The 22245-nt window shown below is 63.2% G+C and carries 18 protein-coding genes and 1 pseudogene; 7 read left to right on the top strand and 12 right to left on the bottom strand.

The genetic code is table 11. From position 1 onward, the window contains the following. Both K1X71_16145 and K1X71_16140 read right to left on the bottom strand, forming a co-directional pair. On the bottom strand, positions 1-328 hold a 328-nt coding region (locus K1X71_16145; protein ID MBX7074675.1), incomplete at its 3' end, for a hypothetical protein. Positions 329-520: 192 nt separating this feature from the next. Continuing rightward, positions 521-703, bottom strand: a complete 183-nt coding sequence (locus K1X71_16140; GenBank protein ID MBX7074674.1) for a hypothetical protein — start codon at positions 701-703, stop codon at positions 521-523. A 529-nt stretch (positions 704-1232) separates the two neighbouring features. Here K1X71_16140 and K1X71_16135 point away from each other — a divergent pair. Then, positions 1233-1502, top strand: coding sequence for a GlsB/YeaQ/YmgE family stress response membrane protein (locus K1X71_16135; protein ID MBX7074673.1), 270 nt, complete (start codon positions 1233-1235; stop codon positions 1500-1502). 101 nt (positions 1503-1603) lie between these two features. Here the strand turns inward: K1X71_16135 and K1X71_16130 are convergent, their stop codons facing one another. The 4 genes from K1X71_16130 to K1X71_16115 form a co-directional block, all read right to left on the bottom strand. After that, positions 1604-3214, bottom strand: coding sequence for an Hpt domain-containing protein (locus K1X71_16130; protein ID MBX7074672.1), 1611 nt, complete (start codon positions 3212-3214; stop codon positions 1604-1606). A gap of 273 nt (positions 3215-3487) precedes the next feature. Then, positions 3488-4330: a glycosyltransferase family 2 protein gene (locus tag K1X71_16125; protein ID MBX7074671.1), complete on the bottom strand. Its 843-nt coding sequence runs from the start codon at positions 4328-4330 to the stop codon at positions 3488-3490. Then, complete coding sequence (locus K1X71_16120) at positions 4327-6006, bottom strand: glycosyltransferase family 39 protein (GenBank protein ID MBX7074670.1); 1680 nt, start codon at positions 6004-6006, stop codon at positions 4327-4329. Before K1X71_16120 ends, K1X71_16125 begins: the two co-directional genes overlap by 4 nt. A 151-nt stretch (positions 6007-6157) precedes the next feature. Further along, positions 6158-8668 (bottom strand): U32 family peptidase, encoded by a 2511-nt coding sequence (locus K1X71_16115; GenBank protein ID MBX7074669.1) that lies wholly within the window; start codon positions 8666-8668, stop codon positions 6158-6160. A gap of 230 nt (positions 8669-8898) precedes the next feature. On the opposite strand from K1X71_16115, the gene K1X71_16110 reads away from it, so the two are divergent. The 6 genes and pseudogenes from K1X71_16110 to K1X71_16085 all read left to right on the top strand — a co-directional run bounded on the left by K1X71_16110 (position 8899) and on the right by K1X71_16085 (position 13994). Then, on the top strand, positions 8899-9159 hold the full coding sequence (locus K1X71_16110; protein ID MBX7074668.1) for a hypothetical protein: 261 nt from the start codon (positions 8899-8901) through the stop codon (positions 9157-9159). A 145-nt stretch (positions 9160-9304) separates the two neighbouring features. Continuing rightward, entirely contained in the window at positions 9305-9868 is a 564-nt protein-coding gene (locus K1X71_16105) for a sigma-70 family RNA polymerase sigma factor (GenBank protein ID MBX7074667.1), read from the top strand. After that, positions 9865-10611, top strand: coding sequence for a hypothetical protein (locus K1X71_16100; GenBank protein MBX7074666.1), 747 nt, complete (start codon positions 9865-9867; stop codon positions 10609-10611). Before K1X71_16105 ends, K1X71_16100 begins: the two co-directional genes overlap by 4 nt. A 90-nt stretch (positions 10612-10701) precedes the next feature. Continuing rightward, positions 10702-12441: a hypothetical protein gene (locus K1X71_16095; protein MBX7074665.1), complete on the top strand. Its 1740-nt coding sequence runs from the start codon at positions 10702-10704 to the stop codon at positions 12439-12441. 421 nt (positions 12442-12862) lie between these two features. Then, positions 12863-13072: pseudogene (locus K1X71_16090) on the top strand (hypothetical protein). A 154-nt stretch (positions 13073-13226) separates the two neighbouring features. Then, a complete protein-coding gene (locus K1X71_16085; protein MBX7074664.1) occupies positions 13227-13994 on the top strand; it encodes a tetratricopeptide repeat protein in 768 nt (255 codons plus the stop codon). Between the two features lie 28 nt (positions 13995-14022). Here K1X71_16085 and K1X71_16080 read toward each other — a convergent pair whose 3' ends face one another. From K1X71_16080 to K1X71_16055, 6 genes are all read right to left on the bottom strand, one after another. Further along, the gene (locus K1X71_16080) at positions 14023-14583 is read right to left on the bottom strand and encodes an NYN domain-containing protein (GenBank protein ID MBX7074663.1); all 561 of its coding nucleotides are present in this window, start codon (positions 14581-14583) and stop codon (positions 14023-14025) included. Between the two features lie 38 nt (positions 14584-14621). Continuing rightward, entirely contained in the window at positions 14622-15923 is a 1302-nt protein-coding gene (locus K1X71_16075) for a dihydroorotase (protein ID MBX7074662.1), read from the bottom strand. A gap of 37 nt (positions 15924-15960) precedes the next feature. Then, positions 15961-16917: an aspartate carbamoyltransferase catalytic subunit gene (locus tag K1X71_16070; protein MBX7074661.1), complete on the bottom strand. Its 957-nt coding sequence runs from the start codon at positions 16915-16917 to the stop codon at positions 15961-15963. Positions 16918-17071: 154 nt separating this feature from the next. Then, complete coding sequence (locus K1X71_16065; GenBank protein MBX7074660.1) at positions 17072-18808, bottom strand: ABC transporter permease; 1737 nt, start codon at positions 18806-18808, stop codon at positions 17072-17074. Positions 18809-18832: 24 nt separating this feature from the next. Beyond that, complete coding sequence (locus tag K1X71_16060; protein MBX7074659.1) at positions 18833-19759, bottom strand: ABC transporter ATP-binding protein; 927 nt, start codon at positions 19757-19759, stop codon at positions 18833-18835. Beyond that, positions 19756-22197, bottom strand: a complete 2442-nt coding sequence (locus K1X71_16055; protein ID MBX7074658.1) for a hypothetical protein — start codon at positions 22195-22197, stop codon at positions 19756-19758. The genes K1X71_16060 and K1X71_16055 overlap by 4 nt, the downstream gene beginning before the upstream one ends. Positions 22198-22245: the final 48 nt, after the last annotated feature.

The raw sequence follows: 22245 nt of genomic DNA, 5'->3' as shown, positions 1-22245 counted from the left end.
TATGCGTCATCCGCCGAAGCCCAAAGTAGATCGCCGCCGCCAGGCCGCCTAGCGCGACCAGCCCGGTCACTAGCGCGCCCGCCCAAACGCGTCCGCCCAGCAGTTCTCCCAATCCGCCCGAGACGCCAAGAAATACCAGCGCCGTGGCCATTGCCACCGCGCACACGCCAATCGCCAGGGCCAACGCGCCGAGCGCGGCATAGATCAGCAACCGCGTCAGCGAGATGCGTAGCTGGTCCTTGCGAGTCTCCAGATAATAGGCGGCATAGTCGCGCAGCTCCGCCAGGTGCTTGACCAGATCGTCGGCGGGATGGCGGTTGTCGTCCATCGTTTCCGAGCTCGGCCCAGATCCTGCAAAGTCGTCTTCGGTCCAGCGCGGTTGAGAAATCATGGCGGCGCTTTGCCCAGCGGCCGGCCGCGGCGCATTGCACCGCGCGCCCCGCCGCGCAGACATTAGAGAATAGCTTATAACGCCGCGCGCCCGGTGCGAGCGGCGCTGGATGATTGGCGTAGGTGCGGATTAACGGCGATTGAACAGTATTCCCAGCACAAACCCCACGCCCGCCGCGCATAGTATGGCGTTCATGGGCTGCTGGCGAATGCGATCTTCCAGCGAGCTTTGCAGCTCCATCGCGCGTTCGCGCCCCTCTTCCAGGTATTCGCCGGCTCGCTCGCGTCCGCGTTCCAAATAGTCGGCGGCCATTTCGCGCCCTTGGTCGATATATTCACTAGCGCGTTCTCGGCCGTGCTCCAATGTCTGAGAGGCTGTCTCCCTCAACTTGCCGCCTGTTGCGGCCGCGCTCTGGGCGCCTGGCGATTGGGGCTGCTGGCGTCCGGCATTCGATGTTGAATGGCTGGGCATGTCCAGGACTCCTTTTTACTGAGATGCGATCGGCGCGACCCCAGCAACCGAGCGATTGTCGTGGCCGCGGTGAGGCGGCAAGCACGCACGTATTGTGCCAAAACTATAACTCAAACAAACGCGGAAACCATGGCGCCGACTAGCCTTCTCTTTCTTCGTCTCGCTGGTCAATGGGCCGTCAGGCTGGCTATTTCGCATTCGAGCGCTGGGAGTGTGCGCGCGATTTGCTGGGTACGAGGTTTTCAGCATTTCGAACAAAATATGGCGACGCGACTTCTGCATCGCTCCTGTTGGTCGCACAATGTCCAGCTATTCTCTTGGTGTGAACGGACATGACCGGCACGAATTCATGCATCTGAAAGGAAACCCTATGTGCGCCGATCTCATGGGCTGGTGTCTATTCGGTTTGATCGCCGGCGGCATTGCGCGACTGTTGTGGCCGGGCGACAACGTGTTGGGTTGCCTGGGCACCATCGCGTTGGGCATCGCCGGTTCGGTGGTCGGTGGCTTTTTGCTCGGTCTGCTCACCGGCGCCAATTCTGACGGTATCCAACCGGCTGGTTTCTTGGGCGCGATCCCCGGCGCGCTCATCGTGCTTTGGTTAGCGCGACGACTGGCAGGGGGGCCGCCCACGACCTAATAGTCAGTGGCGACGCGCTACGGCCTGCCCCGCGATCAAATCATCGATGGCGTCGGTGCAGAGGATGGGCTGCTTTCAATGGGCCGGCTTGACGAGCAAGGTCAACTCGTTCGCTTGTAATATGGCGCAAGCTCTTGCCGCGTGTCGGCCAACGACTGCTGCAGCCGGCGCCACGGCAATGTCAGATCGCCGATCGGATTCAGGCGCGCCTGTTGTTCCAGTTGCTCCGCCCATTGGGCGACTCCGGCGGCGCCGCAAGTGGCGGCCAATCCCTTGAGGCTATGCGCCGCTCGATGTAGCGCGGCGACGTCGCTTTGCTCGACCGCCGCTTGCAGCTTGGGCAACAACTGCGAGTTGTCGTCCAAGAAGCACTGCACCAGTTCGCCGTACAGCCCCACGTCGCCGCCGAGGCGAGCGATCGCCTCCTGTGGTTCGCATTGCGCTCCGCGTGCGGCACACGATGGCGCATCGTTAGCGTCCGCCGGTTTGGCGGCGGTCACCTGTTGGGCAACCGCGCGATCTACGGTGCGCAGCGCGGCCGCCAGCCTGCCCACCAGCGCCGGCTTATTCATGACGGCAATCGCGCGGTCGGCAGGCAACTTCGACAGGTCGGTGTCCAGCCAATCGGTGACAACGATCGCGCGGGCAGGCAGCGCGCTCCAGTCCGCGGTCTCGTGCCAACCACCGACAAACAAATAATCGGGGGGCGACGGTGCGCACAACTCGCGCGCCTGTTGGATGTCGGAGGCTTCTTGCACCGATATCCCTTGTCGGGTCAGTAGCGCGGCCAGCGCTTGGCGGGCGTGACGGTTCGGTTCGAACAGCACCGCGCTCTGGCCCTCCAGCCGGGGACCGGCGGCGCCGTTGGCCTGGCCAGCGCTAGCGGTCTGTTTGAGCATGCGAATCGTGGCTTCGTAGCGCGTGGCAAGCTGTGGATCTTCGTTGAACCTGAACTTACCCCCCATCGCCGCCGCCAGGGCGGCGACGAGCGGCATGCCAAGCGGTGTAATCGGATAGTGCGCATACGCGCCGCGACTGCTGGACAAGAACGGCGTGAGCACGCGATCGCGATGTTCCGGGGCGATTGGCGTGCCGGTGTCGACGACCGAAAAACGCAGCGTCACCTCGTCGGCGTGTTGCTCGCCGCATTGCACATCGAGCAGCACCTCCCCCTCGCGCGTCAAACGAATCGAGTTTTCCACCAGGCCCGTCAGCAATTGGCGCACGCGCTGCGGGTCGCCCACCAGCAAATCAGGAACGTCCTGCCCCACGCTGAAGACCAATTCCAGGCGCTTACGGCGCGCCTGCGGCGCCAAGGCATGCGCCACGTCGTCCAGCACCGCGGACAAGCGAAAGCCGATCCATTCAAAATCGATCGCCCCCGCTTCGGCGCGCGCCAAGTCGCAGACGTCGTTGAACAGCGACATGAGTTGATCGGCCGATTCGCGCAGCGCGGAAAGGTACTCGCGCTGCACCGGCAGCAGGCTCCCCATCGTCAACAGGTCGCACATTCCCACCACGCCGGTCATCGGCGTACGCGCTGCGTGCGACAATTCGGACAGAAAAACAGCTCGGTCCTCGAGCGCGGTCTGCAGCTTTTGCCGAGCGACGAGCAGTTCGCGTTCGGTCTCGCGCAACAACTCGACAGTGCTCAGAGAAGGCGGAGAGATCGCGGGGACCGCCGAGTCAGACAACCGTTGGTCGTTTCGCATTTCGGTTGGACTTTATCTGGCGCTTGAATTGTGGAGATCGTGGGAATCGCCTCTCGCATCGCGCTTACGAAGCTTCGCGCAAAAAACAGCCTCGCCCAACAATCAGAGCGAGGCTGCCATAGCGATTCGCACGTTTGCAAGACGCAAAGCGTCCCACTGCATTTTCTTCTAAGTCGCTCAAAAGGCAATGTCAAGCTACGAAGAATATGGCCGATGCTTGCTCTTGTGAAAGCTTGGCGAATCCGTGTCGTCCTGGCCGCCGTGAATCCTGCCTTATGCCGCGCGCCGTGCCGCTAAATCGGGCGCCGTGGCCACAGGGAACAATCCCCATTTGCGGACAAAGCGGCCGTACGATCGCAAATGCCGCCAGGCGTCTCGCGACCACAATTTGGCGCTGCCGCGTTGTTCCAGGTGGTAAACGTAGGTGGCGCCGTGGTACATCACGTCCCACCCAGCCTGCGCGACGCGCAGGCAGTAGTCGACATCTTCAAAGTACTTGCGAAATCCCTCGTCGAGCCCACCCACCTGCCGCCACGCCTCGCGCCGCACCAGCAGAAAGCAACCCGATAACCAGTCACAGCGAAATGTGTCGCCCGGCGAACGGTCTCCGTACAGATAGGCGCGAAGGGTGGTCTCGCGATCCGCTCCCATGCGTAGCCTTCGCGCCAGCACAACACGCGGTGTTTGAAACCGCCGGGCGGCATGCGCCTCGCTGCCATCGGCATGCAGCAGGCGGCAACCGGCCAATCCGCAGCGGGGATGGCGATCCATGAAGCGGACCATCTGGCTTAAGCAATGCGCATGCGGATCGAACAGCATGTCGGTGTTGAGCAGCAGCACGTAGCGCGCGGTCGACGCGTGCAGCACACGATTGAGATTTTCGGCATAGGTCAATCGCCGCGAGTTGACAATCGGCTCAACGCGAGGAAACAGCGGCGCCCATTGCGCTACGCCATCGGCCGAAGCATTGTCCACCAGTAGCAGGCGGGCGCGCACCTCGTCGACCGACGCGGCCAACGAGCGCAACAGCGCCGGAGTAAACTCGCGCTCGTGCGTGTAGATCACGCCGATATCGAGATCGGGCGCTCGCGCTTCGCGCGCTGGTGGCGTCGTCATTGGCGTCCGACGTCCACGGTCGCCGGAATTTGAGAAAGGCGTTGTCGTTCGCCGGGCTGAATCAAGACCAGCATGTGCGCGTCGCCGCGCGGCGCCGAAGGATCGCTGATCGGCGCATATCTGGCGCGAATGATGGGCGACTCGATCAGTGGCGCGAATTCCTGCTCGCGGCGGTCGACCACCAGCACTTCAGGCTGATACGACTCGACCGCTTCCAGGAGCGATTGCAGAGAAGCGCCGTGATCAAAATCCTGAAAATCAGCGCCGGCGTAAAACGCCACAAGCGCTGCGGCGCGCTGCGAACCGGCCATGCGGGCATGGTCGCCATACCGATTCGCCAGCCAGCGGCCAAGTTCCGCCTGCTGGGCCCGGCTCTTGAAGTTGCTGCCGAGCGCGTCGCTCCAGCCAATGAGCGTAAGCAACACCAAACTACCGAGCAGCAACGCGCCTTGCGCTTGCGGTCGCTGCGCCAATTTGCCTGGCAGCAGCGCGCGGCGCGACTGCGGCCAGCACAGCCCGAGGGCGCATAGGGGAGACAGCAGCAAGAACACCGTCAACACGTAGCGGCTGCTGATCTCGCCGGAGTACCACAAATGAATCCAGGTGGCGCCCAAAATAGCCGCCGACATCATTAAAAGCGGTAAGATGTCACGCCGCAGCCAGAGGCGGCCCCAACCAAACAGGCTGAATGGCAGCAGGATTGCCACCACGGGGTCAAAACCCCGCCCCACGGCGACCACGAATTGTTGAATCAGCGTGATGGTGGCGGCGCGCGGCGCCGTTTCACCGGCCTGCATCGTCGTTGTCGCGGCAGCGTCGTTCCAGGAATGCAGCCAGGCCATGGCGCGCTCGAGCGGGTCGAGACGAACCAGCGCCGTGGTCGCGGCTTGCCCCAACAGCAGGAAGTTAACCGTCGCCAATATCAGCGGAATGGCGAACAGCGCAATGAACAGGCCCATGACCGTGCGCCGCCGTTGATCTGGCACTTGCACCCACCGCAGACCGGTCCACCACAACAGCGGAATCAATAGGAACACCGCCTCGAATCGCGTCAGCAGGGCCAACAGAAATCCGACGCCGGCCAGCAGAAACCAGCGGTATTGTCCATCACTGGCCGCGCGCCATTGAAAGTAAAGCGTCGACAGCAAAAAGAACCAAAAGGTCGGCTCGCGAATGATTTCCGGACTGCGCTCGACCAGTCCCGGATGCGCCGCGTACAGCACGCAGGTCAGCGCTGCGGTGCGGTCATCGAATTGACGCCGCGCCCAGCCAAACAGCGGCGCCACCGCCGCCGTGGAAATCAGCACTCCCCAAACCAGCCCGCTTTGCTCCCAGTCCAGGCCCAGGCGATGCAACGCAGTCAAGGCGACGAGCAAGGTGTTGAGGTTCATGCCCTCGAGACAGTCGCGCAGATCGCCGCGATCCAAGGCCTGCGCGTCGTCGAGATAAATGGTGGCGTCGGGGCATACCGCCGGTATCCGCAGCGCCATGACCATGCGCGGCGCCAGCGCCAACAACAGCAGCAAGAACAACAGTCGCCAGCGCGGCGCGACGGGGGTCGTTCGTTGGGGTGACACGAGCGCGTTGGCCATGTCGCCGGGCGGTGCGGCCAGCGCGCTCAGCAAACCTCGCCACCACAAGCGGTTGGAGAACCGCTCCACGATTTTTAATGACATGCAGACACTGCCTCTCGATCGGATCGACCCCAAGAGGGCGGCATTGTGCCGCTCGGCGCGAATTATCGCCAGACCAGTCTGCTAGCGGCGCCGAATCGCTGAAGGTCGGCCGCGCCAAAGCAGCGTGCGCCGCCAAGAATCGCCGGCGAAACTATGCGAGTTGCAGGGTGCCGCGCGTCACGCCGAGTTGGTTGAGCACCTGCAATTGCCGCCAGGTGCCGCGTCCGCTATCGAGGCCTGCTAGCACGCGTGTGTAGTGTTGCAGCAGCGCACAGGTCTCGTCGCGCGTCTCGCGCAGCAACTCCACGCGAAAATAGCGCAGTCCCAGCCGCTGCATGCTCGGCAGGTATTCGGCCGCCGACTGCGCCACCGCGTTGAACACCGTGTTGCGGCAGCCGGTGTCGGCCAACAGTGGCAGCGGCGCTCCGGCTCGATCGCGCAGTTCCACGCGGTGCTGGTCGCAGGGGCGTCCGCAGTCGCGCCAGTCTTTGCCGCTGGAGAGCACGGCAGCGAACACGCAGTGCTCCATGTGAAACATCGGCAAATGCTGATGCACCACCGCCTCCAAGCGACCGGATGGCGTGCGCCGCGCGAACGCCTCGAACTGGTTCCAGTTCATATCGTAAGAGGGGGTAATGCGCGCCAGCCCAGCCTCCAACAGCAAGTCGGCGGTCAGGTCGTTGGCGACATTCAGCGCATAGTCGCCCACCAGCTCGCACTGCGGCGCCTCGGCGCGGAACAGCGCCAGCGCCGCCAGATTCCGCACCAAAACGGCGTCCCCCTCCGCGCGCACGATATGCCGCAGCAAACCAGCCTCCCCCGGTTTGATGATCCGCAGCGTCGCTAGTCCCACCGGCATCCCGTGGTCGCGCGCTTGCCGGACGGCGTCGCGATAGCGCCGCACATCCTCATAATCGCAATACACCATCGCTGGCCGCGGCAGCGCGTCGTCTGGCCGCCACTGAAGCACCGCCGACAACTGTTGTTCGTTGCGCACGAGCACCGCCAGTTGCGACGCAGGTTGTTCGGCGCGTGGTTGAACCTCAATTTTGCGGCGCCACTGTGCTAGCGCGTCGGGCTGGGCAATCGCATGCCGCGCCGGCAGTTGCTGTTGTTCGAGTTCCGCCACCAACTGGCGGCGCAGATCGTTGAGCACGCTCTTGGGCGCCATGACCGGCTGAGGTAGTTCTAGTTCCACGCTGCCCAGCTCGTAGCGCGTGTCGCCCAATCGCCCCAATTGCTCGCGCGCCAGCGCCTCGTCGAGCGGGTGTTTGCGCGCCGCTTGCAGCGGGCCCGGCCACGACACCACCGCGCGGCGGCCTTGATCGTCCTCCCCCGACACAAAGAGCGGCTCGCCCGGCGCCCCCCAAACACGTAGCCCAATCACGCCGCGCCGCAGTGGTCGATCGCTGGCGTAGGTGCGCTCCAGCCGTCGGCGCAGCGCGGGGTCGTCGGTCTTCCACAGCAACGCGCCGATCGAAACCGCGTTCCAATTCACGCTGCCGCGGCCGAAAACGAGCTCCGCGCTTCGAGGCTGCCGCGGCTCGCTGGGTTGCTCGTTCACCTCGTAAACCCGGCCTCCTTGCTCGTCCTGCTCCGGATGCCCCTCGTCGAAAACCACGCCGTCGCCCGGTCGCACCGCCACTTGATCGTCTTCGAGTCGCACGATCGCGCCGGCGCGCGTCTTGGCGACCACCGTCCCGATTCGCACGCCGCGGCTTTTGGGGAATCGCCCTTCCACCAACTCTTGATGGTCGATGCCCGCCAAAAAGCCGTGGCTGAATCCGCGCGAAAAGCTCTGCGCCAAATCCAATTGCTGCTGGCGATTGAGGGCAAACGGCTCGTTGCTTTCGCAGGCGTCGATGGCGCGGCGGTAGACGCCGGTGGTCATCGCCACGTATTCCGCGCTTTTGAGTCTTCCTTCGATCTTGAGGCTCACCACGCCCAGCCGCGCCAAGTCGGCCACCAGGTCGTGCGCGGCCAGGTCCTTGGGGCTGAGTAGATACGCCTTGTCTCCCAGATCGCGCACCACGCCGTCGACCACCAATTCGTACGGCAACCGGCAGGCCTGCGCGCATTGACCTCGGTTGGCGCTGCGCCCGCCCAGCGCCTCGCTCGTCAGGCATTGGCCGCTGTAGGCCACGCACAGCGCCCCATGCACAAACACCTCCACCGGCACGCTGGTCGCTTGGCGGATGGCTTGGATGTCGTCCAGCGAAAGCTCGCGCGCCAAGATCACGCGATCCACCCCTAGCCCGCGAACCCATTCGATGCCGGCTGGCTCGGTCAGCGTCATTTGGGTTGAGCCGTGAATCGGCAAGGTCGGCGCCAGTCGGTGGATCAATGCCGCCAGACCCAGGTCTTGCACAATCACCGCATCAGCGCCCGCCGCGGCGATGCCTTCCACGAGCCGTGCCACCTCGGGCAGTTCGTCGGCGAAAATAAGCGTGTTCAGAGTGACGTAGCCGCGCACCCGCCGCTCGTGCAGGAACTGCATCACCTGCGGCAATTCTTCGAGCGTAAAGTTGTGGGCGCGGTGTCGTGCATTGAACTCCGAAAGACCGAAGTACACCGCGTCGGCTCCGTTGGCGACCGCCGCGCGCAAGGCCTGCCAATCCCCGGCCGGGGCCAATAGTTCGGGCGGAGCGGCGCAAATGGACATGCAATCTTGCCAGTGGTGGGTCGCGGCGACGCTGATTATACGTGAGAAGCGATCGCCGTGAGGCGCCGCGCGGCGCGAGTGCGTGCCGATTAGTGGGGCGATCACCCCACTCGCGCGCTAATTATTTGGCGGCTGCGCCGACTTCAACTTGACCCGGTGGCGGCCAAATAGTGTACATTTGCTGAATACGCCATGGGGGTTCAGCGGTTCATTATCGCGAGGCCAGAGCTTTGAAATCGTCACGCAAGCCAATTGCGCCCAAAAAGAAGCCCGAGTCGACGCTGCTCGGGGTCGCTTTCGACGCCGAAGATGGCCAAACCCGTATCACGCGGGGGAAGGACATTTTGCTCTTCGGTGGCTCGGATGAGACCCATGCGGTCATGCAAGAAACGACCATCAAGGTCACCGAACAGCTAGAAAAGCGAGGCAAGCGGATGGCCGACGTCTCGGCGCGTGAATTGCGCGATATTTTCGAGATTGTGCTTAAATAAGCAGGCCGCCCGGGTATAGACTGGGGTGGTCGTGGGCCGAGTTGGCGGCTGTTGGTCCGCGTATCTCTTTATCTATGCGCGACTTGGCCGCAAAATGAAACCCTGATGCGAGCCGTGGGGTACTTTTTCAATAGCAGCGGCGCCGATGGCCTTCGACCCTTCGACCGACGACCGGTGTGTGATCGATCGCTGTATCGCGGGCGATCAACGGGCGATGGTCGAGTTGTTGGAGCGCTTTCGCGGGCAGGTGTACGGCCTCTGTTACCGGATGCTCAATAATCGGCAGGACGCGGAAGACGCGCTCCAAGAGACGTTCATTCGCGTGTTTCGCAATTTGCATAGTTGGGATCGCCAGCGCGATTTCAAACCTTGGTTATTGGCCATTGCCGGCAATCGTTGTCGCACGCTACTGGGCGCCCGCAAACGGCGCCCGGCGCCAACCGTGTTGGTCGACGAGCTACTCGATTCGTCGGATAGCGGCGACGGCCTCATCACGCTGGTGGAAGAAGTGCGATTGGCCTTGTTGGGATTGCGCGAAGAATACCGTCGCGCGTTTTTGTTGTTTCACGAACAGGAATTGTCATACCTCGAAATCGCGGAGATTCTCGATTGTCCTGTCGGCACGGTGAAGACCTGGATTCATCGAGCCCGTCGAGAATTGGCGCACTGTTTACGAGGTCGTGGAGTGGTTGAGGACGCCCCCCTATGAATACCGACACATTTGAAATGCGGATCCAAGAACTGCTCGATTGTCGCGCGCCGCTGGCGAGCGACCCTGAGTTGTTGGCCGCCGCGCACGACTCCGAGGAGCTACGCTCAATCCTCGCCTCGTACGTCGCGCTGTTCGACGGCGTCAAGCAACTGCCGCCCCCCATCCCGGACAATGCGATTACGCAGCGCGTGTTGGCCGAGCTTGCCGCCGGCCCCGCCGAACCCGCGGTGCTGCCGATGCCCGACATGCGCCAGTGGCGACTAGGCGCCGCCGCGGCAATCTTGCTGGCCACCGGCGCTAGCCTCTGGATGTGGAACGAGCGCGACCAGTCGCCGAAAGTTGCACTGGCGCCGTCGCTGAATGAAAAAAATGAAACAGTTGCCTTGCCAGCTCCACCGGTGATCGCAGCGCCTGGCGATGAATCGGTGGGCGTCGTCGCCATCGAACCGGTGCCGACCGCTGGCCCGCGCGAGCAAAAAGTGCTGGAAATCGGCCTCCAATATGCCGCCATAGCGCGGCAGGCGATGATTGCGCTCTCGGATTTGGCCGTGCTCGAACCCACTCTGGCGGCGACCTCGCCGCCTTCCGAGGCCGAACCGACGAATAGCGAACCGGCGCCCACCGCCGATGCCTCGCTCGTCGATCGCCTCGGCGTGGGCTTGACCCCTTTGGCCAGTTCGACCGCCGGCGCTTTCGATTTTCTGTTCGAAGTCTTGCCCCAATCCGAAGCGGAATTTTAGTCCATGCGCTCATCGTCGCGAGGCGCGCGAGGGTCTCGTTTTCAGCTTGGTTGGCTAGGTTGGATCGCGTGCTTCGCCTTCTGCTGCTCGGTGAGCGCGCGCGCCCTCGAAGCGCCGGCGCTGATCCCCGACGACGTCGGGCTGTGCATCGATTGCGACCATCTTTTCGACGTGTCGCAGCGTTTTCTGGATAGTGAGTTCTATGTTCGGTTGGAGCAGGTCCCCGAGCTCAAAAAGCTCGTCGACGCGTTCATCCGCAAGCCGCAGAAAACCGGCATGTTCTTGGCCAGCGCGCTGAACATGACGAACCAGGAATTTGGCAACGCCATGTTTCACGGCCGCACCATGATGGGCGTCTGGCCGGGGGATTTCAGCAACATCGAAGAAAGCCGCATGCTGCTGATCGCCGAAACGCGCGACGCCGACTTCGCGCGACAGATGGTCGCTGCGCTGCGGGCCAACCTCGACAAGTCGCGGCGCACCGATTTTGAATTGTCATCCCAAAACCATGCCGGGCGCGACTATGTGCTCGGCCGCGGCACGCGCGGCAAGCAGCGCTTCGAGGTGGTGCTGGCTCAACTCGACGCTCTGGTCATTCTCTCCAGCAGCGATTCGATCATGCGCCGCAGTCTGGAACTGGCCAGCGAACCACCCGATGCCGATGGCAGCGTTGGCAACATGCCCACCTATCGGGCGGCGATGGCCCGCCTGCGAACCGACGCCCAGGTGAGCGTGTTCGTCAATCCGGGGCCGTGGACGACGCTGGTCGATGAGCAGTTGGCAAAGCTCAGCGGTGAGCCGGTCGATCACTTCATCCGCGGCATTGTTGGCGACGCCTGGAAGGCTGCCGACTACTGGGTCAGCTCCGCCAATTTGGAGCCGAATCTGTCGATCGAAAGCTTCATGCACTTCGACAGCGAACGCCTGACCGATCGGCTGCGAACGGTCGGCCAGACCTTCGGCGGCGCCTCGAATTTCCTGCGGCGCGTGCCACCCGACGCCGTCATCGCCTTGTCGAACCACATCGACTTGCGCGCGCTGGTCGCCATGTTCCTCGATGTCAACAACGAGCAGATCGACGACGCGCGCGACCTGGCCAGCAATCTCTTCTTGGGGCTCGACCCCATCGACGACGTGCTGGCCCACCTCGGACCCGATGTGGGCGTGTATTTCGTCCCCAGTTCGCCCGCTGGTCCCCCCGGCGAACTCGAACGGGTGACGGGTCTGCAAATTCGCCAACCCAAGATCGAAAACGGCGAACCGACGGTCGCCCAGGCGCTCGATGGCGCCTTGCGCACTGGGTTGGAATTGGGGGCCGTGGCTAATGACGATGTGGGTGGCGTCGATGGCGAGGCCGCCGAAAGCTCCCCTCCCGAAATCACCATCGAAACCATCGACGACGTGCGCGTCACGACGGTCACGGGGTTCGAATCGCTCCCTGAGGGAGACACGCTCAGCTACTCCGTGCTGCCCGACTATTTGTTGATTGGCACCTCGCGCGATCGCGTGGTGAAGCAGGCCAATCGGCAGCCCTCCGACGAGTTCCTCCAACAGTCGCGCTTTCGCGAACTGCTCAGCGCTCGCATTGGCGAGCCGAGCCATGTGCTCTACTTCGACGGCCCCGCGCTGCGTAGTTTTTTGTCGTCGCACGAGGCGGAACTTGCCAAACTGCTCAGTCGCGTGCGTGGGCAGGGAAATCACGAGGCGCGCAGCAACCTGCAAGTCATCACCGACCTGGCGGCGCTTGGCGAAACCATCCTCGTGGCCGCGTCGTTAAGCGACCAGGGGCTGGCCGTCTCGATCGGAGTTTCCACCGATCGCGCCGAGTAGTCAGCGGGTGAATAGCTCACCCCCGCCGCGTTGGCGACCCCCTGCGCTGGGGCGCACAGCCCGCTTTTCTCAATTTTGTCGCTGCCATTGTCCTAATCGGCAGCCTTTGCCCAGTGTGATCGGCACGACTCGCGCGACGGCATTATTCGCCGAAACCGATTCTCTTCGCAAAACCTCCTGTTTTACCTATCCGGTAAACGTTCTCAGGCGTTTGCTCCGATGCTCTCTTGGCACACTGCCCCAGGTCCCCCCCGCGAACCGCAATCCGAGGCGCCTCGTGACCAAGACCAAAAAATCCGCCAGCCGCGAAGTGAAGATGGAGCGACGCAAGCCAGACGACCGCCGCGGCGTCGAACGCCGCAAGAGTCAGCAGCCGGTGGCCGCAGAACGCCGCCAGTTGGAACGCCGCGAGAAGGTCAGCCGCCGCCGGCAGATCGATCCCACTACCTGCGAACGAGACTACACCGACGAGGAAGTCGAATTCATGCGGGCGCTGGAGCAATACAAGCGTACCAGTGGACGCATGTTTCCCACCTGTAGCGAAATACTCGAAGTCATCCGCGGCTTGGGTTACGAGCGACGCGCTGGCCAAGGGCACTGCGCCCCGGCGATCGGGGAATGCCCCGCTTGATTTATCGACCGTCGCGCCAGCTAAAGCCCCGGCATCGCGTCCGGGGCTTTTTTTTGGGGCTGTCTGGCGGCTCACGCCAGAACTGGCCTTGTCCCGCCGTCCGCTCGTCGCTACTGTCCGCGCTCCTTTGTTCTTCGCTTGCCAAGGCGCCAGCATGAAAATGCGCAAGCCGTATCCCAATCTACGAACCAGAATCCTGCCGCTCGGCGCGCTGGCCGCTCTGGTTTGCGCCGCGGCCAGCGGCTGTTCCATGGTCTCCTCGACGCAGAACGCCCAGGGAGTGAGCGCCTATCAGCAAGGCAATTACCAAGGCGCGTTGCAGAAGTTTCAGCAGGCCATGTACACCGACCCCAACGACGCCGACAGTTACTACAACTACGCGGCCACGTTGCACCGCCTGGGTAATCTGCAGAACCAAAAGGCGGCGATCGAGCAAGCCGAGCGTTACTACCATCAAGCCATCGATCGCAATCCCAACTACACGCAGGCCTATCGCGGCCTGGCCGTGCTGCTAAAGGAGCAGTCGCGCAGCGAAGACGCGTTCCGCTTGTTAGAAGGTTGGGCGCAGCGCAGCCCGTCGTTGTCCGACGCCAAGGTGGAACTGGCCCGGCTTTTCGAGGAAGTGGGAGATAAGCAGGCCGCCAAAACTCAATTGCTCGAAGCGCTCGAGCGCGATCCCTATAGTTCGCGCGCGCTCGCCGCGCTCGGCAAGGTGCAAGAAGACCTCGGCAACAGCGAGCAGGCGCTGGCCAACTATCAACGTTCACTGTGGCAAAACTCGGTGCAGCCCGAGATTCAGGCCCGCGTGGCCGCGTTGCAATCCGCGCTGGGGACCAAGCCGCTAGCGCCGCAGAACATGACCCCCGCGCCGGCCGCCAGCGACACGCGCACGGTGGTGAATCCCTCCCCCGTTTACCGTTAATCGCCGCCGATTTGCCAGGCGCGGCGCGTCACGGGTCTTCTTCGCCGAACAAGTCCTCGGCGTAACCCGGCGGAAAGATGTCTTCGCGCTGCTCCTCCGCCATCTCCTTGGCTAGCAAGGAGATTTCCTCAGGCGTCAATAGCGGACCGTGGCTGCGGGTCGGGTCTTCCGGCGCCGTGGGTGGCTCGGCGCGCTGGCGCAAGATGCGCTCATACCAAACTTCGCTGTCGATGAATTTGGCGCGGCGGCGTTTGGCCGCCTTTTGCACCTCATGGTCGCTGGAGACCACCGTCATCTGCCGGGGCACCGAATCATGGCGCAGCAAATCGCCGATCATCGCGTCGGCGTTGTCATATTCCGCGGCAAAATGCACGGTAATGCCGTGGTAATGCTCGCAGCGCGGCAGGCCGTGGGGCGCGTTCTTCGCGTCGAACACCACCGTGGTCCGCTGGCGCGTCGCCTCGTCGAAAGAATTGACAAGAAAATCCAATAGCCGCTTTCGCGAGCGTTCCAAAGAACGAGGATCGTTCCCGCTGCCGAAGAAGTTCGTCTGAAATATCAAGTTGTAGCCGTCGATCAAGAGCGACATGAGCGGGCTCCGGCCGGGCGCCTCGGCGAACCGGGCGATCAGGCCTTGGCGGACAGCGCTCGCGCCGCGCGTTCGAACTTGATGTTGCCCCCCACAATCACCGTCTCCGCGCGCCCCACCAGTTCCCAGCCGCCAAATGGCGTGTTGCGGCTCTTGGTCTGGAATTTGTCGGGATCGACCGTCCAGCGGGCATGCGGGTCAAAGATCGTCACATCGGCGTCGGCGCCGACGCGCAGCGTCCCCTTGTCGATGCCGAGGATGCGGGCCGGATTGATGGTCAACTTTTCGATCGCTGCCGGCCAGTCCAAATGGCCGGCCTCCACCAGGCATCTGCCTACTAGCCCCAGCGCGGTCTCCAGCCCCACGATGCCAAACGGCGCCCGGTCCAGTTCCTGCATCTTCTTTTCCGGCGCGTGCGGCGCGTGGTCGGTGCAAATCACGTCGATCGTGCCGTCCGCCAGTCCGCGGATGCACGCCTCCACGTCCTCTTGCGCCCGCAGCGGCGGGCTCATCTTGTAGTTCGAGTCAAAGCTCCGCAGGCACTCGTCGGTCAGCGTAAAGTGGTGCGGGCACACCTCGGTCGTCACCCGCACGCCACGCCCTTTGGCGCGGCGCACCAGATCGACGCTGCCACTGGTCGAGATGTGCATCACGTGCAGTCGCCCCCCGGTGGAGGCCGCCAGCGTGATGTCGCGGCTCACCATCACGTCTTCCGCCGCGCCCGGCATGCCCGCCAGCACCAGCACCATCGCCACCCGCCCCTCGTGCATCACGCCGCCGTGGGTCAGTTCGGTGACTTCGCAGTGATTGAGAATCGGCTTGTCGAACATCAGGCAATATTCGTAAGCGCGGCGCAATAGCTCCGAGTTGTAGACCGGGGCGCCGTCGTCGGTGAAGGCCACGGCGCCGGCGTTGATAAGCTGGCCGATCTCGGCCAGTTCCTTCCCCTCGCGGTTTTTGCTCACGCACGCGGCGACGTACACGTTGGCCTTGTCGGCCCGCGCCGCCTGATGCTGCACAAACTCCACTTGCGCCTGCGTGTCGATCGGCGGCTCGGTGTTGGGCATGCAAACAATTGAGGTGAACCCCCCCGCCACCGCCGCCGTCGCGCCGGTGCGAATGGTTTCGTCCTCCTCGCGCCCCGGTTCGCGCAGGTGGACGTGCATGTCGATCAGCCCCGGCGCCACAATCAGGCCGCTGGCGTCGATCACCTGCTCGTCGCCGGCGGGCGCCGCGTCCAGACCGGCAATGCGTCCGTCCTCGATCAATAAATTGGTGATGCGGTCGATCTGCTGGCTCGGGTCGATCACCCGGCCGCCCGTTATCAAGATTTTGCTCATGGCTGAAAGTCGCTGTGGTTGTTCTTCGGGCGGCGGATCAGTCGTTGCCGGCCAACAGCCACAACACCGCCATGCGGATCGCCACGCCGTTGGTCACCTGTTCCAAAATCACCGAATGTGGGCCATCGGCCACGTCGGGCGTCACCTCGACGCCCCGATTGATCGGCCCCGGCGCCAAAATCAGAATGTCCTTCTTCGCCTGTGCCAGGCGCTCCTTGTTCATCGCGTAGAGCAGCGCGTACTCGCGCACCGACGGGAAAGGCGCCGTCGCTTGCCGCTCGAATTGAATCCGCAATAGGTTCACCACGTCGCTGCGCCGCACCACGTCGTCCAGGTCGTAGCACACCTCCACGCCGTAGTGTTCCCACTCCTTGGAAACCAGCGTCGCGGGTCCGCAGAGGATGACATTGGCCCCCAGCTTTTTCAGCGCCCACACGTTCGATCGCGCGGTGCGGCTATGCGCGATGTCTCCCACCATGGCCACGGTGAGTCCCTTAAGGTCGCCGCGCCGATCGCGAATGGTCAAGATGTCCAATAGCGCCTGCGTGGGATGCTCGTGCGGGCCATCCCCCGCGTTCACCACCGAGCAATCCAAATTCTGCGCCAAGAGGTGGGGCGTGCCCGGCGTGCGGTGCCGCACCACCACCAGATCGACCCCCATCGCCTCGATGTTCTTGGCCGTGTCGATGAACGTCTCTCCCTTGCTCAGGCTGCTGCCCGAGGGAGAAAAGTCGACCACATCGGCGCTCAACCGCCGGCCAGCCAGCCCAAAGCTGGTGCGGGTACGGGTGGAGTTCTCAAAAAACAGATTGGCGATCGTTTTGCCCACCAGGGCCGGTATCTTGCGTCGGCCGTCGCGGGCAGCCTCTTTGAACTGCAGCGCCGTGTCGAGGATGAGGGTGATCTCCTCGGCAGACAAATCTTCCAGGCCGAGCAGATGGCGCCGCGTCCAGGCCGACGGTCGAACGCGGCGCTCCATCGTTTCGACGCTCATGTTGCTCACTCCCTGACGCGAACCGGCGAGATGTCAAAAATTGTCGCGCCACAGCGCGGCGGGGGCGCTCGGGGGGCGACGCTAAACAGATGCTGGCTCGATTCTAGCAATCGCCCCAACGAATGCCAACGAACCGAAATGGTGCGACAAATTCCTACTGCGCCACGCGCCAGCGGACGTTGAACAGCCACGTCATCACGGCCAATAGCGCCAAATCGAGCAGCGTGTAAAACGCCAAAAAGTAATAGTGCGCCGGCCACTTCCCCCCGTACAGGGCGTTGTCGATCGTGAGCGGCACGGCCAGCGACGCCGAAAACGGGCTCAAAAATCCGAGCCGCGCCAGCGGCGTATCGGGCGAGCGGCGATCGAACTGCACGGCGCTCTGCCCCAACGCCGCCGCCTGAGCAGTGCTTAGCGTTGTGCTGTTGGTCGCTAGCGCCCCAGACCGATCTTGCGCCGGCGCCCCAATGGAGCCCGGTGGCGCCAAGAACGTCTCGGCAAAAAACGCCGCGGCCGGCGGCGCCATGAACAAAATCAAGATCAGCAGGTACGAAGTCATCAGGCTGACTGACGTCTTGCGAAAAAAGACCGACGCGAACAGCGCCAGGACCGCCGTGGTGATGCAGGTGAGAATAATGATCAGCACATAAAGCAACATCGAGAACACGTTGCCCCAATACTTAGTGACAAAGCAGCAAGCCAACAGCAGCGGCCAGACCAGAAACAGCGTCAGCACGCTCGACACCCGCAGTCCCGCCACCAACTTGGCCCACAAGATCTGCCAGGGCGAGAGGATCGTGGTGAGCAATAGTTCCAGCGTTTCCCGCTCGCGCTCGCTGGTCACCGCGCCGGCCGAAAAGACCGGCCCCACCAGCACGTTGAACAGCAGCACGTAGTTCACATACCACGCGGCGTACTGCGGACGCGTCCAATAAAAGCAGATAAACATCAGCGGAATCGCCAGCAGCATGCTCATCTGGATCACCACCCGCAGCATGAGCGTGCCCTGAGCGAAGATCTCGCTCCGCATCTCCTTGTCGAACACCGGATTCACGCCGTCGGCCAACAGGTCGTCGCGCTTGGCCGGCGCAAAGAGATTGTCCGGAAACTGTCCGCGCTGAATCACCAGTCCCACCGCCTGCTGCATCTCCATTTCGGTGTCGACCACTTCCTTGCCTTCGCTTCCCACGTCGGGCGGGTGCATTAATCGACGACTGGTGGCGCCGAACAGCATGGCGATTACCCCAATGGCCACCCCTGGCACAATGGTGACCGAGGCGAACAAACGAAACCGCGCGCCGCTGTCCGACATGCCATACCAGATGGCGGCGGCCAGCATCGCCAGCGGCAAGACGAGCAGATACGACACCACCAGCGACGCGCTGGTCCGCTGAAAGTAACTGCTGCACGCCAGACTAAGCATGCCAAAGGTGGCGGTCGCCAACAGCAGCGCTAGATAGGTGGCGCCCACCTCGTAGATGCTCACGCCCCCCAGCGGCAGGCAGAGCACCACAATCGGCAGCGACGCGAACACGAAGATCGCCAAATGCGACAGCGACGCCAACAGCTTGCCGAGCAGTATGGCGCTGGGCCGCATCGGGCTGGCCAACAGCATCTCGTAGCTCTTGCGTTCCTTTTCGCCGGTGATCGCGCCGGCGGCGAAGCTTGGCGCCATGAGCGACGCCAGCATGAACTGCCCCAGAAAGAACATGTTCACCAGCCGCTTCGACGCCTCGGGGTTGGTGAGGTCGATGGTCGGATTGCGCGGCCAGGCCAGGTACACCACCCCGCCCAACGCCGCCAGATACAGCAGCATCAGCACAAACGCCCGCTTCATGCGCAGGTTGACCAGCAGTTCGCGCTGCAAAACGGGGTTTTCGAGCAGATACATGGTGCGGTTCTAAAAACAGGCGGACTACGTCACCAATCCCTTGGTGACCAGCATGAACACATCTTCCAGCGTGGGGTCCTTTTCGCCAAAGCTGCGCATCCGCACGCCTCCGGCCAACAACTGTTCCATCAGGCTCGCCAATTGTTCGTCCTCGGCCGCCAGTTCCGCCGTGATGGTGTGATCGGTGGTCTGCACGTTGAGCGTTTCGGGTCGGCTGCGCACGATCGATAGGGCGCTTTCCAGCCGGTCGAGCACCTTGATCTCCACGATGCGGTTGCTGCGGATGCGGCGGTACACCTCGTCGATCGGCCCGTGCATCAGCAGTTTGCCGCGCTCGATAATGCCAATCGAGGTGCAGCAATCGGCCAGTTCCGACAGAATATGGCTCGAAATCAAGATCGTCTTGCCCATCCGGCGCAATTCTTTGAGCAGCGCTTTCACTTCCAGCCGCGCCCGCGGATCGAGCCCGCTGGAGGGCTCGTCCAGGATCAGCACCGGCGGGTCGTGAACCAGCGTCTTGGCCAGGCACAAGCGCTGCTTCATGCCGCGCGACAGGCCATTCACAAAATCGTCGCGCTTGTGCGTCAGGTCCAATAGTTCCAACACGTCGCCGATCACCTGTTTGCGCCGTCCCCGCGGAATCTGATACGCCACCGCGAAGAAGTCCAAAAACTCCCACACCTTCATGCCGTCGTAGACGCCAAAATTGTCGGGCATGTAGCCCACGCTGCGGCGCACGTCGAGCGGTTGCTTGTTGACGCTGTAGCCATTCACCTCGCCATCGCCGCTGGTGGCCTTGAGCAGCGTGGCCAGAAAGCGGATCGAGGTGCTTTTGCCGGCGCCGTTGGGGCCGATGAAGCCAAACAACTCTCCCGCCTCGATCTTGAGGTTCAGGCACTCCACCGCGGTGAAGTCGCCATATTTCTTATGGAAGTTGGTCAATTCGATCATGGCTGCGCCGCCGGTTCCTCGTCGCGATCACTCAGCTTGCGTCCCATCATGGAGAGCTGTTCTTTCAGCTTGAAATAAGGCACGGCGTCGGCCGCCGGCGCGGCCAGCGGCCCATAGTTCAAGTGCGCCACAATCACGCTGGCGCGCCGGGCCTGCGACGATGTGGGGCGTATCGTCAGGCCGGGCGTGGGATCGTCTGACCAGCCAATCAAGCGGCGCTCGCCCGGTTCCACGTCCTGTGCCGCCAGCGCCAGCAGCGGTTCCAAATTCACTTCGCCAGGGGCGAAGCTTCGCGATGAGGGGGGCGGCGCGGCGTCGTCGATGGCGACGAACTTCGCCTCGCGCTGGACGCCCGGTGGCAGGTCGCCCAGCCATGCGGTTCCGTAGTTGGCGACGATCCGGGCGTCATGAACAGTCAAACTGGTGTGGTTCGTCACCGTGCCGACGCTGGCATTCTCGCCAGCCTCCCAGATCACACCCCCTCCCAGCGGCAGCATATGCTCGGCATGCACCAGCCCAATGGTGTTCGACGACACGCGAAAGTCTTCCAACGTGGCATGCTTGCCGCGCGCCAGATTGACCGCTGCCCGATCCTGCCCGCGCAGCAGGCCCGTTCCGTCGGGAAAAGGCTGCGCCAGCCCATGCGGATCGGCGAGTTCCACATCGTATCCGGTCGAGAGCGAGGTGTAGAGCGCGGCATATCGCGTGACATGCGCTCGATCCGACGCCCCTTGCAATTCGACGATATTCAACTCGTTGGTGGCGCGGACAAAGCCAATATCAAGCTGCGCGGCTCGCACCACCAGCACCGCCGCGGCCAGCGAAATGATCGGCGCGGCGATCCAGGCCCATTCCACGCGCCCCAGCAGGCTGAACAACCCCCAATTCACCGGGATCAACACGAACAGGTAAATCCCCAGCGCCGACAGCACAAACGACGGCGCCGGAATCTTGATGCCCGACGCTTCGCGCAGCGCGTCGCGCGCGGCGCTCGAGACGGCGCCAAAATCGTCCCAACCGGCCACCCCGGGGCCGTATCGATTCGGATCGGCGAACGCCGAAACGTCGTCGTCGGGGTCAGGTTCTTCAAACGGGTTCATTTCGGTGTCGCCGTTGTCGGTTCCAAACTGATGCCAGCGCCGCGGCTCGCCGGTATCGCGGCTGAAGTAGCGCACCTGCGACACGCGGCGCGGATTGTGCAGACCGGCGCGATCGGCCCAGCGCATGGCGACGCTCTCCTCGTGATCGACGAACATGCGCGGCGGGCGATGCAACAGCGCGCTGTTGACAAAGTCGTCGAACTCGGCCCACTCGATTAGTTCTTGCTGCGCGAGCGAAAAAGCGGTGAGTGTGATGCTACCGCGTCCCACCCGGCGAGTGGCGACCAGCGGCCGTTGCGCGGTCCCCAGCGATAAAGAAGCGGCCGGTCCGACCGTCAAATCCTCCGCCGACCACGGCTTCACCGGCGACAAGGTTCGTGGCGCGGGCCAGGTGACGTTGATCGGCGCTAGATCGTCCTGAGTCAACTCCACGGTCCCGGCGCTTGTCGCCGGGAGATAGGGCGCCAAAAAGCTGTCTTGCAGTTGCGCCAGCGATCCGGGGCCGCTGATGATGATCTGGCCTCCCCAGTGCAGCCAGTCGACCAGCGCCAGCTCTTGCTCATTGGAAAAGATCGACGGGTCGACATCATCCCAGATCAGATAGGCGACCGTGGTCCAGGTGAGCGCGCTGTCCGACAAGGGCGCGCGATTCTTCAATTGCGGCAGCAGCACCCGATAGTGATTGTCGATCCCCGGCGTGACCAGTCCCCCCGACGGCGCCTCCACGCTGGCCAGGGTGCGCAAATAGTTGTAGCGTTCCGGCGCGCGCGCCAGCGCCACTAGATAAAACTGATGCGCCGGCATCCGCACAAAGGTGAACGACTCGCGAAACACCTCCCGCCCACGCGTGGATTGCAGCACGGCGCTGGTCGTCCGCGCGTTGAGCTCGGCCGGCATGAAGAAGGTAACGTTGAACTCGCGGCGCTGCGCCTTGGGCAGCACCGCTGTGCGAGTCGCGCCTTGTTTGAACGGCATTTCGTCCAGGTCGATCGGCGCCATTTCGACCTGGCCGCGAAAGTCAAAATTATTGGCGATCGCGTCCAGCGTGGCCTGCGACCAGTGCCCCGGCTTGACGGCCCGCTCCACCCGTTCAATCGGGTGCGGCAAGGTGTTCAGATGCAAAAACTGATAATCTTCCTTCGGTTTTTGCTTTTCGAGTTGTTCCTTCTTTTTGCGCTCCAGTTCTTCGCGAGCCTTCTTTTCGGCCAGCTTCTTGGCGTCTTGTCGGCAGCCGCCACAGCCCGGCAGCGCCACGGCCACGAGCAATAGCCAGGCCAATAGCCAACAAGCGCCGCGCGCGGAACTCCTCGTAGAGCCTGAATTCCGATCGAGTCGCATGCGCATCTTGCCTCTGGCCGTGGTCCGACCCTTCGAGTCTAAAGGCCA

This window comes from Pirellulales bacterium (assembly GCA_019694455.1).
Taxonomy (GTDB): domain Bacteria; phylum Planctomycetota; class Planctomycetia; order Pirellulales; family JAEUIK01; genus JAIBBY01.
This window is presented reverse-complemented; position numbering and strand designations above follow the sequence as displayed.

What these genes read in the sequence shown, in the direction of transcription:
- K1X71_16085 (MBX7074664.1), top strand. Translation starts at nt 13,227, where the DNA reads ATGAAAATGCGCAAGCCGTATCCCAATCTACGAACCAGAATCCTGCCG.
- K1X71_16075 (MBX7074662.1), bottom strand. Translation starts at nt 15,923, where the DNA reads ATGAGCAAAATCTTGATAACGGGCGGCCGGGTGATCGACCCGAGCCAG.
- K1X71_16100 (MBX7074666.1), top strand. Translation starts at nt 9,865, where the DNA reads ATGAATACCGACACATTTGAAATGCGGATCCAAGAACTGCTCGATTGT.
- K1X71_16140 (MBX7074674.1), bottom strand. Translation starts at nt 703, where the DNA reads ATGGCCGCCGACTATTTGGAACGCGGACGCGAGCGAGCCGGCGAATAC.
- K1X71_16105 (MBX7074667.1), top strand. Translation starts at nt 9,305, where the DNA reads ATGGCCTTCGACCCTTCGACCGACGACCGGTGTGTGATCGATCGCTGT.
- K1X71_16055 (MBX7074658.1), bottom strand. Translation starts at nt 22,197, where the DNA reads ATGCGACTCGATCGGAATTCAGGCTCTACGAGGAGTTCCGCGCGCGGC.
- K1X71_16120 (MBX7074670.1), bottom strand. Translation starts at nt 6,006, where the DNA reads ATGTCATTAAAAATCGTGGAGCGGTTCTCCAACCGCTTGTGGTGGCGA.
- K1X71_16070 (MBX7074661.1), bottom strand. Translation starts at nt 16,917, where the DNA reads ATGAGCGTCGAAACGATGGAGCGCCGCGTTCGACCGTCGGCCTGGACG.
- K1X71_16065 (MBX7074660.1), bottom strand. Translation starts at nt 18,808, where the DNA reads ATGTATCTGCTCGAAAACCCCGTTTTGCAGCGCGAACTGCTGGTCAAC.
- K1X71_16060 (MBX7074659.1), bottom strand. Translation starts at nt 19,759, where the DNA reads ATGATCGAATTGACCAACTTCCATAAGAAATATGGCGACTTCACCGCG.
- K1X71_16135 (MBX7074673.1), top strand. Translation starts at nt 1,233, where the DNA reads ATGTGCGCCGATCTCATGGGCTGGTGTCTATTCGGTTTGATCGCCGGC.
- K1X71_16080 (MBX7074663.1), bottom strand. Translation starts at nt 14,583, where the DNA reads ATGTCGCTCTTGATCGACGGCTACAACTTGATATTTCAGACGAACTTC.
- K1X71_16115 (MBX7074669.1), bottom strand. Translation starts at nt 8,668, where the DNA reads ATGTCCATTTGCGCCGCTCCGCCCGAACTATTGGCCCCGGCCGGGGAT.
- K1X71_16130 (MBX7074672.1), bottom strand. Translation starts at nt 3,214, where the DNA reads ATGCGAAACGACCAACGGTTGTCTGACTCGGCGGTCCCCGCGATCTCT.
- K1X71_16125 (MBX7074671.1), bottom strand. Translation starts at nt 4,330, where the DNA reads ATGACGACGCCACCAGCGCGCGAAGCGCGAGCGCCCGATCTCGATATC.